A 15,714-nucleotide genomic window follows, 5' to 3' on the forward strand; every position below is an offset into this window, starting at 1 on the left:
CGATTGACTTCATTGCTCTGGTTTAATGGCGCACACTCTACCACCAGAAAAAATAGATGAAAGCTCTGCGTCGTGGTTTATTGGAGTTTTTGTGACTTGCGCAACATAGAGATTAATTTGCACATTTATCAAGCAGATTGCGCAATAAACCTTGAGGAAATGGCAGGTTTTTTTGGCAGTTTTTTAGCGGTTAATAGCAATTAGGATGATATAAATCAGGGTAAAGCGGGACCGGTTAATATAGTCCCGCCAGCGAGTTAATGGCGTACCCAGCCCTTGCTGATAGGGAAAGCAAAAACGACGCGATAGAGCGCAGAAAGCAGCGGCATCAAACGTGCGCCGGCCAGCTGCCAGAAAATTTGCGCAAACAGGCAGGAGAGCAGGCCCACCAGCAGGCCGCCCAGCATATCCATCGGCCAGTGGACGCCAAGGTAGACGCGTGACCAGGCGATAGCAGCACCGGTCAGCAAGAGCACGGCTCCCGACCAGGCGCGATGCCAGCTGATAAAGGCGATGGCAAAGGTGAAAATTACCGTGCCGTGATCGCTCGGGTAGGAGTCATCCGGTGCGTGCGACAGGAACTGATGACCCAGACCAATGGCAAACGGGCGTGGATGAGGAAACAGCTGCGCCAGGCACCAGGAGATCGCCAGGGCATAGAGCAGGGCGATACCGGTTTTCACCACCAGCACGCGCTGCGAGGTCAGCTGGCTGCGCGGCCCCCACAGCCACAAGCCCACAATCAGCAGCGGCACAATGGCGATAAGATCGCGGGCAATAAAGGTGGCGAGGGCTATCAGCCACTCGGGGGAACGGCCGTCAGCGTTGATCAATAAAAATAGCGACCGGTTCAACTCATCCATCATGACTTTCTTTACCTTTTGTTCGCAGTAGTAGCACGAATTGCTTAAGGTAAAAGCGTGCGGCGGGCAGGTAAAGGGCCACCCTCTTAATTACCGGGTTCGTTTGGCTTTTGTTGAGATTGAATGACGTTTTTGTGACGTGAAAAATATCGGCAGCAGATCAGATGATTCTGGGCCAAATGACAGGCAGAAAAAAACCCGCTAATCATAAGATTAACGGGCTCCTCAATTTGGGGATTTCAAAGAAAAGCAGTGGCACTAATTAAGACTGTGGCCCGCTATAAAAGTTCTCCCCAATCGATAAATTATTTTTAACCACCAAAAAACGGCCAGATTATCACAATCAGCGTGCCCGCCAGCGTCAGCAAAACGTTAGCAATAGCATAAGTTCCGGCATAGCCCAGTGCCGGAATGTTACTGCGCGCGGTGTCGCTGATAATCTCCATTGCCGGGGCGCAGGTGCGCGCGCCCATGATGGCGCCGAACAGCAGGGCGCGGTTCATTTTCAGTACCCAGGCACCGAACAGGAAGCAGATAATGACCGGCACCAGGCTGACCACCAGCCCGGCCCCGAGCATCAGCAGCCCGGTCTCCCCCAGGCCTTTGGTGATGCCGCTGCCGGCGCTCAGACCAACGCCCGCCATAAACACCATCAGCCCGAACTCTTTCACCATGGTCAACGCCCCCTGCGGGATGTAACCGAAGGTGGGGTGATTGGCACGCAGGAAGCCGAGCATAATGCCGGCGAACAGCAGCCCGGCCGCATTACCAATGCCAAAATTAAAGCTGCTGAACTGGAAGGTGATCATGCCGATCATCAGACCGATGATAAAGAAGGCGCAGAACGCCAGCAGATCGGTGACCTGACTGTGAATCGAGATAAAGCCAATGCGATCCGCCACCGATTTCACCCGGCGCGCCTCACCGCTGATATGCAGTACGTCACCTTTATTCAGGATAATGCTGTCATCGATTGGCATCTCAATCTGGCTGCGGATCACGCGGTTAAGGAAACAGCCGTGATCGGTGAGCTTCAGCTGGCTGAGGCGTTTGTTCACCGCATTGTTGTTCTTCACCACGATCTCTTCATTAACGATGCGCATATCCAGCAGATCGCGGTCGAACACCTCTTTGCCGTTGCGGAAACTCGGGTCAAGGCGCGAGTGCGCATCCGGGTAGCCGACCAGTGAGATCTCATCGCCGGGCTGCAGCAGCGCATCGCCATCCGGATTTGCCAGAATGCCGTTGCGCCGAATACGCTCGATGTAGCAGCCGGTCTGGCGGTAGATGCCAAGCTCGCGCAGGTTTTTGCCGTCGCTCCAGGCGACCAGCTCCGGCCCGACGCGATAGGCGCGGATCACCGGCAGGTAAACTTTGCGCTGGCTGTCCGGGTCGAGGCCGCGCTCACGGGCGATCTGCTGGGCGCTGGTGGGCAGATCCTGATGCTGCAGTTTTGGCAGATAGCGCGCGCCAAAAATCAGGCTAACGAGGCCAATCAGATAGGTCAGAGCGTAGCCGAGGCTGAGGTGGTCCTGTGCCAGGCTCAGGCTCTTACCGTCGCTCAGCGTCTGGCGCAGGGTATCGCCCGCGCCGACCAGCACCGGGGTCGAGGTCATGGCACCGGCCAGCATCCCTGCCGTCAGGCCGATGTCCCAGCCAAACAGCTTGCCAAGCCCCAGCGCCAGCACCATCGCGCTGCTGACCATCACAATCGCCAGCATCAGGTAATTTTTGCCGTCGCGGAAGAAGATAGAAAAAAAGTTGGGTCCGGCTTCGACGCCGACGCAAAAAATAAATAGCATAAAGCCCAGATTCAGCGCATCGGTATTAATCGCGAAATGCTGCTGGCCGAGCAGTAAAGAGACAACTAAAACGCCAATAGAATTACCGAGTTGAACAGAACCTAACCGAAGTTTGCCTAAGCATAACCCCAGCGCCAGTACGACAAATAACAACAGAATGTAATTTCCACTTAACAAATCTGCGACGTTTATATTCACGGTTTAACTTCTTGTTTACCAGTAACCTATTGATGGGAAGGGGTTTATGCGCTAAATTTCACCCACTGATGCGATGAGCGCTATGCTCAATCGGCAATAATCACGCTGAATGGGATAAAAACGCCGCTCATTTTAATCGCAATAGCTTATGACAGCCAGCATTCGCCTGGCTTATTTGTTACGGATTTTAATTTTATCACTGCGCTATCCGTAGGCTTATTTTTATCGTGAAGGGAAAATAGCCTGGAGAAAATTCTATGTGGATAAAAGGGATAAGCTGGCCCGGCCTGGTCGCCTGTAGCATTTTGTATGGCGCGATCTATATTGCCGTGCGTTTTCCGCTACCGGTGGGCTATGTCGGCCATGCTCAGCTGGGGTTGCTGCTGTTTTTATTGCCCGGTGCGCTGGCGGCACTGACCTCGAAAGAGGCGCCGCTGACCGCGATGGCGCTGGCGATTGCCCTCGCTTCTGCACCCTGCCTGGCGCTAATGCAGCTGAGTGCATTTCATCATCTGGAGCTGATTCAGGAGATCGCGTTTATCACCAGCGCAGTGTTCTGGTGTGGTTCAGGGACGTTGGCAGTGATGTTGGGCAGGACGCTGCTGGAGATGCGTCATCAGCAGCGGTTGTAGGGGGCGGGCATGCCCGACCCCTACGGTAACAATAACCGCAAGGCGGTGTGAAAACCGGGCCGATCAGAAAAGCGATCGGCCCCTACGGTAACAATAACCGCAAGGCGGTTATTGTTACTGGTACAGACCGAGGTTTTCTTTGGCCCAGGCCTGGAATTCGGTGCAGCCGCCAATGTGTTTCTCGTCAACGAAGATCTGCGGGACGGTTTCAACGGGCTTACCTACAGTTTTTTCCAGATCGGCTTTGGTGATGCCTTCAGCATGGATATCGATATAGCGGAAGTTGAAATCATCACGCTCTGCGGTCAGTTTCTCTGCCAGCTCTGTTGCACGTACACAGTAAGGGCAGCCCGGACGTCCAAAAATCACTGTAAACATAGCTCTCTCCTCAAAGGTCAGATTCTTTTATGTGACTCAAGTCACACCTTAACGCTTAATGGCGCCTATGATGCCCGCATCAACGAGTGAAATAAAGAAGGAATTGCCTGTCAGTCCGATTGGTCGCTATGCATAACTTGCCGACTTAGGCTTTAATAACCCCACTGCTTTTTATCATGCCGCCTGTCGGAGAGTGTTCATGCGTGCCTTTAGTCAGATGCCCCGTGCCGTACTTATCCTTGAAGTTATCGGCATCCTGCTGCTGGTCCTCTCTTACCTGACGTTGCACGAAGTGCTACCTTTACCGTCGCTGTTACGCGGTAAGCTGGCGGCAACGGTGATGATTTTCGCCGGTATCGCGCTGATGCTGCCTGCGGCCACGGTAATGATGTGGCGCACGGCGAAAGTAATGGCACCCGAACTTTTTAACACGCGCGCTTCGCGTGACACGTCTAAACCAGGAGATTCCCATGACGCCGACCATTGACCTGCTGCGCTCACACCGCTCAATTCGCGCTTTTACCGATCGCGCTATCAGCGACGAGCAGCGCGCAGCCATTCTTGCTGCTGCCCAGTCGGCTTCCAGCTCCAGCTTCCTGCAGTGCACCTCTATCATTCGTATTACCGATCCCGCACTGCGCGAACAGCTGGTGACGCTGAGCGGTGGCCAGAAGTATGTGGCGCAGGCCGCAGAGTTCTGGGTGTTCTGCGCCGATTTTAACCGCCTGCAGCAGATCTGCCCGGATGCCCAGCTGGGTATGGCGGAGCAGCTGCTGCTGGGCTGTGTCGATACCGCCCTGATGGCGCAGAATGCGCTGACTGCTGCGGAATCGCTCGGCCTGGGCGGCGTGTATATCGGTGGTATTCGTAACAATATCGCGCAGGTGACCGAGCTTCTGCATCTGCCGAAATTTGTCCTGCCGCTGTTCGGCATGTGCCTGGGTGAACCGGCGCAGGATCCTGAGCTCAAGCCGCGCATGCCCGCCGCGATGCTGGTGCATGAAAACAGCTATCAGCCGATCAACCCGGAAGTACTGGCGCAGTATGACAACGAGCTGGTGGAATATTATCAGCACCGCGACAGCAATCGCCGCAGCGAGAGCTGGAGCGAACACATCCAGAAAACCATCATCAAAGAGAGCCGTCCGTTTATTCTTGACTACCTGCACAAGCAGGGCTGGGCGACGCGCTAATTCTGACGGCTTCGGAGGCTGCTGGTGAAAATTGCCATTCTTTCCCGCGACAGTACGCTTTACTCCTGTCAACGCCTGCTGGAGGCCGCCCGCAGCCGCGGGCATAGCATTGAGGTGATTGATCCGCTCTCCTGCTATATGAATATCAATCCCGGTTCGTCGGCCATTCACTATCGCGGTCGGCAGCTGGCGCATTTCGATGCGGTGATCCCGCGTATCGGTTCGGCGATCACCTTTTACGGCACGGCAGTGCTGCGCCAGTTTGAGATGTGCGGCAGTTACCCGCTGAATGAGTCGCTGGCGATTGCGCGCGCGCGCGACAAGCTGCGCTCGCTACAGCTGCTGGCGCGCGCAGGGATTGCCATGCCGATCACCGGTTTTGCTCATTCGCCGGATGACACCCGTGACCTGATCGAGATGGTTGGCGGCGCGCCGCTAGTGGTGAAACTGGTGGAAGGGACGCAGGGAATTGGCGTGGTGCTGGCGGAAACTCGCCAGGCGGCAGAGAGCGTGATTGATGCCTTTCGCGGGCTGAATGCGCACATTCTGGTGCAGGAGTTTATTCAAGAGGCGCGCGGCAGCGATGTGCGCTGCCTGGTGATTGGCGGGGAAGTGGTCGCAGCGATAGAGCGCCAGGCGAAAGAGGGGGATTTCCGCTCCAATCTGCACCGCGGCGGCAGCGCCCGGCGCGTGACCATCAGCGACAGCGAGCGTGAAATCGCCATCAAAGCCACGGCCACGCTCGGTCTGGACGTGGCCGGCGTCGATATTTTACGCGCCAGTCGCGGCCCGCTGGTGATGGAGGTGAATGCCTCGCCGGGGCTGGAAGGGATTGAAAAGACAACCGGTCTGGATATCGCCGCCATGATGATTCACTGGGTAGAGCAGCAGGCGCAACCTGGCTTCAGTCTTAAAACCGGTGGTTGACGTCATATTTCTGTCGTAATCGTGGTTTTTGGCGAGGTTTTTACGTAAGCTAGTGCGCAATTTTGTGGCGGCCAGAGAAAGAGACAAAGCCTATGGATTCACTCGTTGTTCCCGATATCGACGTGTTACGACGTTGGTTGGATCAGCAAAGTATCACCTGGTTTGAGTGTGACTCCTGCCAGGCCCTTCATCTGCCTCATATGCAGAATTTTGATGGGGTGTTTGATGCCAAGCTCGATTTGGTGGATAACGTGATCCTGTTTTCCGCCCTGGCGGAAGTTAAACCGACGGCGCTGATCCCGCTGGCGGGCGATTTGTCGCAGATTAACGCCAGCTCGCTATCGGCGAAAGCCTTCCTCGATATCCAGGATGATAACCTGCCGAAGCTGATCGTCTGCCAGTCGCTGAGCATTACCGCAGGCCTGACCTACGGGCAGTTCGCCTATTTTATGAAGCAGAGCGAAGAGCAGATCTCGATGATTGTGATGGAAGCCTTTGCCAATCATCTGCTGATGATCGGTGAAGATGACGATGACCGTACGCCGATGCTCGGCGGCCAACCGATGCTGCATTAAGCGGCTGACGTTTACGGCATTTTTTCCTGCGGGCGGACTCCTAATCCGCCCGTTTTTATTCTGTCTTTCTTACCCCATTCAATTTCTACGCTACTCCCTGTGTTAAATGCTGTTTTTAGCGACACTTCGTTCTGGAGCAATACCACTTTTTATTCTGCATTTTGCCCTCTAATGCCAGATTTCTATCGCCATTTATGCCGTGAATGGCATATCACATAGAGGAAACGTGCATAAAAAATCGATAAAAGGCGTTTTTTACCCTGAGGGCTGGTCTGGCCGGGTGAGTGGGGCTATTCTTGCGTGGCTGCATTAAGCGTGCAACATCCCCAGATATATAGGTTTTTAGTATTAACCACGGGATGAATAATGATTCATTCTGTAGCCTTTAATCTACTGACCTATATTAAGAGGCAGGTGCTAACCAGTTAGCCTGCCCGGCATAAGATTATCCCTGTTCAGGAGGATGGAAGATGTTCAACCAACGTAAAAAATGGTTGTCAGGTGTGGTTGCGGGAACGCTGATGGCGATCTCTGCAGGCTCACTGGCCGCAGACAAGACGCTGCACGTTTATAACTGGTCAGATTATATTGCGCCAAATACCGTGGCGGATTTTGAAAAGCAAACCGGCATTAAAGTGGTGTACGACGTCTTCGACTCCAACGAAGTGCTGGAAGGCAAACTGATGGCGGGCAGCACCGGCTATGATGTGGTCGTCCCTTCCTCCAGCTTCCTGGCGCGTCAGCTGCAGTCCGGCGTGTTCCAGCCGCTGGATAAGAGCAAGCTGCCAAACTACAAGAATCTTGACCCCGATCTGATGAAGAAGCTGGAACAGCACGATCCGGGCAACAAATATGCCATCCCTTACCTGTGGGCGACCACCGGTATTGGCTATAACGTGGAAAAAGTGAAAGCCGCGCTGGGCAAAGATGCGCCGGTCAACAGCTGGGACCTGGTGCTGAAGCCGGAGAACCTGGAAAAACTGAAAAGCTGCGGCGTGTCGTTCCTTGATGCCCCGGAAGAGATCTTCGCGACCGTGCTGAACTACATGGGCAAAGATCCGAACAGCAGCGATGCCAAAGATTACACTGCGGCAACCGACCTGCTGCTGAAGCTGCGTCCAAGCATCCGTTATTTCCACTCGTCCCAGTACATTAACGACCTGGCGAACGGCAATACCTGCGTGGCTATCGGCTGGGCAGGGGATATTCTGCAGGCGAAAAAACGGGCGGTAGAAGCGAAGAACGGCGTCGATATTGCTTACAGCATACCTAAAGAGGGCGCGCTGGCGTTCTTCGATACCCTGGCGATCCCCAAAGATGCCAAAAACCTGGATGCAGCCTATCAGTTCCTCAACTATCTGATGGATCCAAAAGTGATGGCGAACATCTCTAACTCGGTCTACTACGCCAGCGGCAACAAGGCCTCTGTACCGTTCGTTGATGAAGCGATTCGTAACAACCCGGGCGTCTATCCAACGCCGGACACCATGGCGAAACTGTTCACCCTTAAGGTGCAGGATCCAAAACTTGACCGTGTACGTACGCGTGCATGGACTAAAGTTAAAAGTGGTAAGTAACTGATTGCAGTGACTGCATAACTGCACACTGTCAGCCCACAACAGAGGCGCGTTACCGGCCTCTGTTTTGTTATTTTTAGGGTGGGGCACCCGCACAGCCGTCCCCTCTTTTAGCGCCGGAGTAAAATGGTCGTGAACGACGCAACCCCTCGTACTCAAAGCAAAGCAGGCAAGGCGTTAACGCCGCTGCTGGAGATCCGCAACCTGACCAAGTCGTTTGACGGTCAGCACGCGGTGGATGATGTGAACCTCACCATCTATAAAGGCGAAATTTTCGCGCTGCTGGGTGCTTCAGGCTGTGGGAAGTCCACACTGCTGCGCATGCTGGCAGGCTTTGAGCCCCCGACTCACGGGCAAATTGTGCTCGACGGCCAGGATCTCTCTCACGTGCCGCCGTATCAGCGCCCAATCAATATGATGTTTCAGTCCTACGCACTGTTCCCCCATATGACGGTGGAGCAGAATATCGCCTTTGGCCTGAAGCAGGACCGTCTGCCAAAAGCCGAAATCAATGAGCGCGTGGCCGAGATGCTGACGCTGGTGCATATGCAGGAGTACGCCAGGCGTAAGCCGCACCAGCTGTCTGGCGGGCAGCGGCAGCGCGTGGCGCTGGCACGCAGCCTGGCCAAGCGGCCGAAGCTGCTGCTGCTGGATGAACCGATGGGCGCGCTGGATAAAAAACTGCGCGACCGCATGCAGCACGAAGTGGTGGATATCCTTGAGCGCGTTGGCGCCACCTGCGTGATGGTGACGCACGACCAGGAAGAAGCGATGACCATGGCCGGGCGTATCGCCATTATGAACCGTGGTAAATTCGTGCAGATTGGCGAGCCGGAAGAGATTTACGAGCACCCGACCACCCGCTTCAGCGCTGAGTTTATCGGCTCGGTAAACCTGTTCGAGGGGCTGCTGCGCGAGCGGCAAACCGATGGCCTGATTATCGACAGCCCGGGTCTGCTTCATCCGCTGAAAGTGGCGAGCGATGTCTCGATCGTGGACGGCGTGCCGGTCTCGGTGGCGCTGCGCCCGGAAAAAGTGATGCTGTGCGATGATATCCCGGCGGACGGCTGCAACTTTGCCGTGGGTGAAGTGGTGCACATTGCCTATCTTGGCGACCTGTCGATCTATCATGTCCGCCTGCACAGCGGCCAGATGATCAGCGCCCAGCTGCAGAACGCGCACCGTTTCCGCAAAGGTGCCCCGACCTGGGGTGACGAAGTGCGCCTCTGTTGGGAAGCCGACAGCTGCGTGGTTCTGACGGTTTAAGTGGGGGAGAGATGAGTCAATATTCTGAACGTACCACTGAGCCACCGAGCGGCCAGCAAACCGGCTTTAAAGGCCTGCTGACGCGCCTGCAGATGGCGCACGGCCGCAAGCTGGTGATTGCGCTGCCTTACCTCTGGCTGTCGCTGCTGTTTCTGCTGCCGTTCCTGATCGTGCTAAAGATTAGCTTTGCCGATATTGCGCGCGCCATTCCGCCCTATACCGAGCTGCTGAGCTGGGCCGACGGCCAGCTGAATATGGTGCTGAACTTCGGCAACTATATTACGCTGACCGATGATCCGCTGTATGTCGATGCCTATCTGCATTCACTGCAGGTGGCGGCGATTTCAACGCTGATCTGCCTGGCGATAGGTTATCCGCTGGCGTGGGCAATCGCTCATGCAGCCCCGTCGACGCGCAACATTCTGCTGCTGCTGGTGATCCTGCCGTCGTGGACCTCCTTCCTGGTGCGCGTTTATGCCTGGATGGGGATCCTCAACGATAACGGCGTGCTGAACCGCTTCCTGATGTGGACCGGCATTACCGACCATCCGATCGCCATTCTTTACACTAACCTGGCGGTCTATATCGGCATTGTTTACTGCTATCTGCCGTTTATGGTGTTACCGATCTACACGGCGCTGACGCGCATTGACTACTCGCTGGTGGAAGCTTCGCTCGATCTGGGCGCGCGCCCGCTGAAAACGTTCTTTAGCGTGATCGTCCCTCTGACCAAAGGCGGAATTATCGCCGGGTCGATGCTGGTGTTCATTCCGGCGGTCGGGGAGTACGTGATCCCGGAACTGCTCGGTGGCCCGGACAGTATTATGATTGGCCGCGTGCTGTGGCAGGAGTTCTTCAACAACCGCGACTGGCCGGTGGCTTCCGCGCTGGCGGTGATTATCCTGCTGATCCTGATCCTGCCGATTATCTGGTTCCACAAGCATCAGAATAAAGAAGTGGGGGATGAGGGATGAGTAATCTGCCGACCATTAAATCCAAGTGGCGCACGGCGATCCTCTCCGTCTGCTTCTTCTTCCTGTATGCGCCGATGCTGCTGCTGGTGATCTACTCGTTTAACTCATCGCAGCTGGCGGCGTGGGAAAGCTTCTCCCTGCACTGGTACAGCGTGCTATTCCACGACGATGCGATGATTAGCGCGGTGACGCTTAGCCTGTCGATTGCCGCGCTGGCGGCCACGGCGGCGGTGATCCTCGGCACTATCGCGGCAGTAGTGATTGTGCGCTTTGGCCGTTTTAAGGGATCGACCGGGTTTGCCTTTATGCTGACTGCACCGCTGGTGATGCCGGACGTGATTACCGGGCTGTCGCTGCTGCTGCTGTTTGTTGCAATGGCCAATGCATTTGGCTGGCCCGCCGACCGCGGCATGCTTACTATCTGGCTGGCGCACGTGACGTTCTGTACCGCTTATGTCGCGGTGGTGATCAACTCGCGCCTGCGCGAGCTGGACCGCTCGATCGAGGAAGCGGCAATGGACCTCGGTGCTACGCCGCTGAAGGTGTTCTTCGTGATTACCGTGCCGATGATTGCCCCGGCAATTGTCACCGGCTGGCTGCTGGCGTTTACCCTGTCGCTGGATGACCTGGTGATATCCAGCTTTGTTACCGGGCCGGGCGCGACCACGCTGCCGATGCAGATCTTCGCCACCGTGCGCCGTGGGATTAACCCGGAGATTAACGCCCTGGCATCGCTGATCCTGATTGTGGTGGGGCTGGTCGGGTTTATCGCCTGGCGCTTTATGGCGCACGAAGAGAAACAGCGTTTGAAGGATATTCAGAAGGCGCGTGGCGGGCATTAAGGTTAGCGTCGTTGTAGGGGCCGATCCTCTTTTTCGACCGGCCCGTAAAGATTACGCTGCGGCAAGGGGCGACCGGAAAAAAAGGTCGCCCCCTACAAGGTTGTTGAGTGATTTCTCACCCAAGAACCTTCTTCACGCAGGCTTTAAAGATCTTGATGCCGACCGGCAGCGAGTTGAGATCAAAGTGCATATCCGGGTGATGCAGGCCCGGCACCAGCCCCGTTCCTAATCCCCAAAAACCAGCCTTTAGCGATGGGCGCTGGACCGGATAGTGGAAGAAATCTTCGCTGCCCGGCGTGGAGCGCGGCTCCATCAGTGCGTCTTCGCCCAGCACTTCAACAATCGCGCCGGAGATAAGCGCGCTCATCTCGTCATCAATTTCGGCGGCGGGCATCGCTTTTAACGTCAGCACTTCAGCCGTTGCGCCAAAGGCGGCCACGCTGTGTTCGATAGCGCGCTGCACCCGGCTCTGCAACGCCACCATATCCTCGTTTTTCGCGGCGCGCAGGTCGAATACCACGCGTGCTTCATCCGGGATCGAGTTGGTGACGCCCGCGTCGCACAGGAAACGCGTGGCTTTGGCGCTCCAGACGCTGTTCGGGGCCATATGAATAGCGTTGACGGCGTTCACCGCGCTGACTGCGGCATCCAGCGCATTGACGCCGAGATGCGGGCGGGCGCCGTGGGCGGTCTGGCCGCGCACGATCGCCTCAACGGTGACGCAGGCGGAGTAGAAGACGGCCGGGATGGCGGTGCCAACCGCGCACTCTTCCGCCGGGCGCACGTGGAAGCCGAGGATCATATCGACATCGTCGATTGCCCCCCCGGCGATCATCGCCAGCGCGCCGGTGCCTAACTCTTCGGCCGGCTGGAAAATCAGCTTCAGGCGGCCTTTCTTCACCGCCTGCTCGGCGATCAGCTCCTGGGCTGCCGTCAGCACCACCGAGGAGTGTCCATCGTGGCCGCAGGTATGGCGGGCGCAGGGCACGCCGTTAATCACATGGCCGAGGGCATCCATATCGGCACGCAGCGCCAGCGTTGGGCCAGGTATGCCGCTGTCCAGCACCGCGACTATCCCCGTGGTGGCATTGAAATTGTCCTGCACTGCGTAACCGGCGGCTTTCAGCTGCTGGCTGATATACGCCGAGGTTTTAAATTCCTCGAAACCCAGCTCCGGGATTTCATGCAGATAGTTGTAATGCTCCAAAACTTTTAACACGTTATGCACTCCATTCAGCTTTTATTACGCAACGATTCGCATCACCAGCATGGAAATTACCGCATTCATAATGCTGGTCAGCATTAACAGGGGCCAGTACTTTTTCGGCACGTCAGACACGCCCAGCAGGCGGCCCATATACTGTAACTGAGAACCCATCAAAAAGATCGCCGGGGTTAAAATGGTAATATCCGCGCCGCTCAGTACGCCCTTCGCCAGCAGGCTGATCGCCACGCCCGTGCCGGCAGAAGAGGAGAGCCAGGCGGTGAGCAGCACGGTGACCGCTTGCCCCGGCAGGCCAAACAGGCCCATCACCGGGGCAAACACATCACCAATCAGCGTCATCACCCCGAGCAGATTCAGCACCTCGGCAATCACATACGCCATCACGACGTTAGGCATTAAGTTGTGAATGGCAATATGGAAGCCTTTACGCGCCCCCACCACGAAGATATCAAACGGATTATTAGAGACGTTAACCTGAGGGTTATTCTGCATGCTGGAAGTCTCGCTTATACAGGGTATTCAACATCAGGCGCACAAACGCGCCGCCAACAAATTTCAGTACAAACATCAGCACCAGTGGAACCAGCACCGGCGTTGCCAGCGAAGCAAATAGCGCTGAGCCAATCGAGAAGTAGTTATTAATCAGCCCGGCGCCGGAATATTGCCAGGCGCCCATGATCACCACATCTTTTTTACTCACCTGCCTGGTGTCGTACAGCTCTTTGGTTAATGCCGCACCGGCATCGGTGCTTTGCAGATCGGTAATCAGCGCCAGGCCGGTACGACCCGGGATGCCTAATAGCGGGCGCAGCAGCGGCGTCAGCAGTTTATGGGCAGCGCGGATGGCGCCATAGTGGGTAAAGATCTCCAGCAGGCCGAGTGCCAGCATCACCGTGGGCACCAGCGAAAGGGCGAACAGAAAGCCCGCTTTGGCGCTCAGGCCACCGGCGCCAACGAAGGTGTTGTGTGCCGGATCTTTCATGGTGCCGAAGCTGCCGCCGAGGGTAGTGAAATCAAAGGCTCCCAGCCAGCTCATGCCCTCAACGTTAAAAAACAGGCCGGAGAAAAACAGGATGGCCAATATTAATGCCAGCCAGGCGCCTGTGCCGACTGACCATTTTTCAGCCGTAACGGATAATTTATCTTCAGACATCGATCTTGCGACTCCCTGATAGTTGCAAAAATAAACAAAAAAGCTTTCTGGCAATTTTTGTTCCGCATAGTGGAATTAATTACCTATTCAGGCTAAAAATAGAGGGGCCGTTGCCGATATTTAGCCACCCACCTGATACGGACTGCAGGGATCGTGCCAGAAATAAGTGGGTTATTTTATTGCGGCAATAGATCGCGGCAGCAACGGGAAATTTGGCTACGCGGGCAGGGTTAAAAAAGTTAATTTATTTTCACTGGTGAAATAAAAGACGCTTTTTTTCTCATCCTGCCAGGGATATTCTTAGCGGGGCGGCAGTGAGACACCACCATGGATCAGTTGCACCAGCGTGGGGCAAACGTTCGGGAAAGTTGGAGAGAGCGATGTCAGAGGTGTTGAGAGAGGTCAAAGCGGTGTCGCGCACGGCGTCCGGCATTCCGGTGCCGGTGTGGATTGCCGGCAGTGCCATTATTGCCACCCGTTGCCTGGGCGTTGTGCTGCTGGCTAACGAACTGGGCGTTGAAGAGGTGATGAACTTTATCCACCGCAGCGCTCAGGCCTGGGATTCGACGCTGATTTTCATCGCCAGCCAGCTGATCTTCTTTATCGAACTGCGCTGTGCCATCGCCCTGATGCGCGGCCATAACTGGGGGCGCTGGGGGTATCTGCTGACGCAGGTGGTGGTGCTGTTGTATATGTTCGCGGCGTCGATGGGCTGGATTTATCCGGAGATTTTCAGCATCAGCGGTGACACGAATCGCCAGATTATTCAGGCGTTACTGGCGCACAAGTTTCCCGATTTTGTGATAATGCTGCTGCTGTTTGTGCCACTCAGTAGCCGCCACTTTTATCGTAGGCGTGGCTATCGCTAACCCGGCACTGCTATACTCACCGGCTGCATTTCGCTTCCCTGATTAGGCTTTATCATGCATTGCGCGCTTTATGATGCGGGCCGCTGCCGCTCCTGCCAGTGGCTTGAGACCCCGTACCCCCAGCAACTCTCGCAAAAACAGTCACACCTGCAGCAGCTGCTGGACGCGTTTCCGGTCGGCCAATGGCTGCCGCCGGTGGTCTCTGCCCAGCAGAAATTCCGTAATAAAGCCAAGATGGTGGTCAGCGGCAGCGTCGAGCGCCCTCTGCTGGGGATGCTGCATCGTGACGGTACGCCGGTGGATCTGTGCGACTGCCCGCTCTATCCCGACAGCTTCGCTGCCGTCTTTGCCGAGCTGCGCCCGTTTATTGCCCGCGCCGGGCTGACGCCGTATAACGTGGCGCGCCGCCGCGGTGAGCTGAAATATCTCCTGCTGACCGAAAGTCAGCACAGCGGCGAGATGATGCTGCGCTTTGTGCTGCGCTCGACCACCAAGCTGGCACAGCTGCGCGCCGCGCTGCCGCAGCTGCAGCAGGCGCTACCGCAGCTGGTGGCGATCTCAGCCAATATCCAGCCGGTGCCGATGGCGATTATGGAAGGGGAGCAGGAGATCCCGCTGACGGACAATCAGCAGCTGGCCGAACGCTTCAACGATGTGCCGCTCTCCATGCTGCCGAAAAGTTTCTTCCAGACCAACCCGCGCGTGGCCGCTGAGCTGTATGCGACGGCGCGCGAATGGGTGCGCGATCTAAAGGTCAACGCGATGTGGGATCTGTTCTGCGGCGTCGGCGGCTTTGGCCTGCACTGCGCCACGCCGCAGATGGCGCTGACGGGTATTGAGATTAGCAAAGAAGCGATAGCCTGCGCCCAGCAGTCCGCCCGGCAGATGGGGTTAACTCAGGTGAGCTTTGCCGCGCTGGACTCCACCGCCTTTGCTACCAGTGAGGGCAGCGTGCCGGAGCTGGTGCTGGTTAATCCGCCGCGTCGGGGTATCGGCGCCGAACTGTGTGACTATCTGGAGCAGATGGCGCCGCCGTGGGTGCTCTATTCAAGCTGTAATGCCGTGACGATGGCGGCCGATATCGCGCGTCTGCCCGCTTATCGTGTGGTCAGGGTGCAGCTGTTTGATATGTTCCCGCACACCGCACATTACGAAGTGCTAACGCTGTTGCAGCGGGTTTGATGCTGTAAAAAGGGTCGACCGAAAAAAAGGTCGACCCCTACACGTGACAGGATGGCGT

The 15,714-nt window shown here is 56.2% G+C and carries 17 protein-coding genes; 11 read left to right on the forward strand and 6 right to left on the reverse strand.

Annotated elements, in window-relative coordinates:
• Positions 1–257: 257 nt before the first annotated feature.
• A complete protein-coding gene (ybjG, locus tag ACLI4M_RS17030; protein ID WP_133625097.1) occupies positions 258–863 on the reverse strand; it encodes an undecaprenyl-diphosphate phosphatase in 606 nt (201 codons plus the stop codon).
• Positions 864–1,174: 311 nt separating this feature from the next.
• The gene (locus tag ACLI4M_RS17035; protein WP_048916582.1) at positions 1,175–2,863 is read right to left on the reverse strand and encodes an aspartate:alanine antiporter; all 1,689 of its coding nucleotides are present in this window, start codon (positions 2,861–2,863) and stop codon (positions 1,175–1,177) included.
• A gap of 257 nt (positions 2,864–3,120) precedes the next feature.
• Here ACLI4M_RS17035 and ybjM point away from each other — a divergent pair, with 257 nt between their 5' ends.
• Positions 3,121–3,495 (forward strand): inner membrane protein YbjM, encoded by a 375-nt coding sequence (gene ybjM, locus ACLI4M_RS17040; protein WP_133624094.1) that lies wholly within the window; start codon positions 3,121–3,123, stop codon positions 3,493–3,495.
• Between the two features lie 114 nt (positions 3,496–3,609).
• Here the strand turns inward: ybjM and ACLI4M_RS17045 are convergent, their stop codons facing one another.
• Complete coding sequence (locus ACLI4M_RS17045) at positions 3,610–3,873, reverse strand: GrxA family glutaredoxin (protein ID WP_048916580.1); 264 nt, start codon at positions 3,871–3,873, stop codon at positions 3,610–3,612.
• A 199-nt stretch (positions 3,874–4,072) separates the two neighbouring features.
• Here ACLI4M_RS17045 and ACLI4M_RS17050 point away from each other — a divergent pair, with 199 nt between their 5' ends.
• The 8 genes from ACLI4M_RS17050 to potI all read left to right on the forward strand — a co-directional run bounded on the left by ACLI4M_RS17050 (position 4,073) and on the right by potI (position 11,227).
• Positions 4,073–4,360: a YbjC family protein gene (locus tag ACLI4M_RS17050; RefSeq protein ID WP_133624093.1), complete on the forward strand. Its 288-nt coding sequence runs from the start codon at positions 4,073–4,075 to the stop codon at positions 4,358–4,360.
• Positions 4,344–5,066, forward strand: a complete 723-nt coding sequence (gene nfsA / locus ACLI4M_RS17055) for an oxygen-insensitive NADPH nitroreductase (RefSeq protein WP_048916578.1) — start codon at positions 4,344–4,346, stop codon at positions 5,064–5,066. Before ACLI4M_RS17050 ends, nfsA begins: the two co-directional genes overlap by 17 nt.
• Before the next feature lie 24 nt (positions 5,067–5,090).
• The gene (rimK, locus tag ACLI4M_RS17060) at positions 5,091–5,993 is read left to right on the forward strand and encodes a 30S ribosomal protein S6--L-glutamate ligase (protein WP_133624092.1); all 903 of its coding nucleotides are present in this window, start codon (positions 5,091–5,093) and stop codon (positions 5,991–5,993) included.
• 92 nt (positions 5,994–6,085) lie between these two features.
• Positions 6,086–6,568, forward strand: a complete 483-nt coding sequence (locus ACLI4M_RS17065; protein WP_048916576.1) for a YbjN domain-containing protein — start codon at positions 6,086–6,088, stop codon at positions 6,566–6,568.
• 470 nt (positions 6,569–7,038) lie between these two features.
• Positions 7,039–8,145, forward strand: coding sequence for a spermidine/putrescine ABC transporter substrate-binding protein PotF (potF, locus tag ACLI4M_RS17070; protein ID WP_048916575.1), 1,107 nt, complete (start codon positions 7,039–7,041; stop codon positions 8,143–8,145).
• 126 nt (positions 8,146–8,271) lie between these two features.
• Positions 8,272–9,411, forward strand: coding sequence for a putrescine ABC transporter ATP-binding subunit PotG (gene potG, locus ACLI4M_RS17075; protein WP_133624091.1), 1,140 nt, complete (start codon positions 8,272–8,274; stop codon positions 9,409–9,411).
• A gap of 11 nt (positions 9,412–9,422) precedes the next feature.
• The gene (gene potH, locus ACLI4M_RS17080; protein ID WP_133624090.1) at positions 9,423–10,385 is read left to right on the forward strand and encodes a putrescine ABC transporter permease PotH; all 963 of its coding nucleotides are present in this window, start codon (positions 9,423–9,425) and stop codon (positions 10,383–10,385) included.
• Entirely contained in the window at positions 10,382–11,227 is an 846-nt protein-coding gene (gene potI, locus ACLI4M_RS17085) for a putrescine ABC transporter permease PotI (protein ID WP_048916572.1), read from the forward strand. The genes potH and potI overlap by 4 nt, the downstream gene beginning before the upstream one ends.
• 115 nt (positions 11,228–11,342) lie before the next feature.
• Here potI and ACLI4M_RS17090 read toward each other — a convergent pair whose 3' ends face one another.
• The 3 genes from ACLI4M_RS17090 to ACLI4M_RS17100 are packed head-to-tail and all read right to left on the reverse strand — an operon-like array spanning position 11,343 to position 13,605.
• A complete protein-coding gene (locus ACLI4M_RS17090; RefSeq protein WP_133624089.1) occupies positions 11,343–12,446 on the reverse strand; it encodes an amidohydrolase in 1,104 nt (367 codons plus the stop codon).
• 24 nt (positions 12,447–12,470) lie between these two features.
• A complete protein-coding gene (locus ACLI4M_RS17095; protein WP_133624088.1) occupies positions 12,471–12,944 on the reverse strand; it encodes a nucleoside recognition domain-containing protein in 474 nt (157 codons plus the stop codon).
• The gene (locus ACLI4M_RS17100; protein WP_133624087.1) at positions 12,934–13,605 is read right to left on the reverse strand and encodes a nucleoside recognition domain-containing protein; all 672 of its coding nucleotides are present in this window, start codon (positions 13,603–13,605) and stop codon (positions 12,934–12,936) included. The genes ACLI4M_RS17095 and ACLI4M_RS17100 overlap by 11 nt, the downstream gene beginning before the upstream one ends.
• 380 nt (positions 13,606–13,985) lie before the next feature.
• On the opposite strand from ACLI4M_RS17100, the gene ACLI4M_RS17105 reads away from it, so the two are divergent.
• Both ACLI4M_RS17105 and rlmC read left to right on the forward strand, forming a co-directional pair.
• Positions 13,986–14,474 (forward strand): YbjO family protein, encoded by a 489-nt coding sequence (locus ACLI4M_RS17105; RefSeq protein ID WP_133624086.1) that lies wholly within the window; start codon positions 13,986–13,988, stop codon positions 14,472–14,474.
• A 54-nt stretch (positions 14,475–14,528) separates the two neighbouring features.
• A complete protein-coding gene (gene rlmC / locus ACLI4M_RS17110; RefSeq protein ID WP_133624085.1) occupies positions 14,529–15,656 on the forward strand; it encodes a 23S rRNA (uracil(747)-C(5))-methyltransferase RlmC in 1,128 nt (375 codons plus the stop codon).
• The last annotated feature ends 58 nt before the right edge of the window (positions 15,657–15,714 follow it).

Origin of the sequence: Erwinia sp. LJJL01 (assembly GCF_047300805.2) — a bacterium.
GTDB lineage: Bacteria > Pseudomonadota > Gammaproteobacteria > Enterobacterales > Enterobacteriaceae > Erwinia > Erwinia aphidicola.

Excerpts from the sequence above, each read along its gene's own strand:
- ybjG (WP_133625097.1), bottom strand. The coding sequence starts at position 863 with ATGGATGAGTTGAACCGGTCGCTATTTTTATTGATCAACGCTGACGGC.
- ybjM (WP_133624094.1), top strand. The coding sequence starts at position 3,121 with ATGTGGATAAAAGGGATAAGCTGGCCCGGCCTGGTCGCCTGTAGCATT.
- ACLI4M_RS17045 (WP_048916580.1), bottom strand. The coding sequence starts at position 3,873 with ATGTTTACAGTGATTTTTGGACGTCCGGGCTGCCCTTACTGTGTACGT.
- ACLI4M_RS17050 (WP_133624093.1), top strand. The coding sequence starts at position 4,073 with ATGCGTGCCTTTAGTCAGATGCCCCGTGCCGTACTTATCCTTGAAGTT.
- nfsA (WP_048916578.1), top strand. The coding sequence starts at position 4,344 with ATGACGCCGACCATTGACCTGCTGCGCTCACACCGCTCAATTCGCGCT.
- ACLI4M_RS17065 (WP_048916576.1), top strand. The coding sequence starts at position 6,086 with ATGGATTCACTCGTTGTTCCCGATATCGACGTGTTACGACGTTGGTTG.
- potF (WP_048916575.1), top strand. The coding sequence starts at position 7,039 with ATGTTCAACCAACGTAAAAAATGGTTGTCAGGTGTGGTTGCGGGAACG.
- potG (WP_133624091.1), top strand. The coding sequence starts at position 8,272 with ATGGTCGTGAACGACGCAACCCCTCGTACTCAAAGCAAAGCAGGCAAG.
- potH (WP_133624090.1), top strand. The coding sequence starts at position 9,423 with ATGAGTCAATATTCTGAACGTACCACTGAGCCACCGAGCGGCCAGCAA.
- potI (WP_048916572.1), top strand. The coding sequence starts at position 10,382 with ATGAGTAATCTGCCGACCATTAAATCCAAGTGGCGCACGGCGATCCTC.
- ACLI4M_RS17095 (WP_133624088.1), bottom strand. The coding sequence starts at position 12,944 with ATGCAGAATAACCCTCAGGTTAACGTCTCTAATAATCCGTTTGATATC.
- ACLI4M_RS17100 (WP_133624087.1), bottom strand. The coding sequence starts at position 13,605 with ATGTCTGAAGATAAATTATCCGTTACGGCTGAAAAATGGTCAGTCGGC.
- ACLI4M_RS17105 (WP_133624086.1), top strand. The coding sequence starts at position 13,986 with ATGTCAGAGGTGTTGAGAGAGGTCAAAGCGGTGTCGCGCACGGCGTCC.
- rlmC (WP_133624085.1), top strand. The coding sequence starts at position 14,529 with ATGCATTGCGCGCTTTATGATGCGGGCCGCTGCCGCTCCTGCCAGTGG.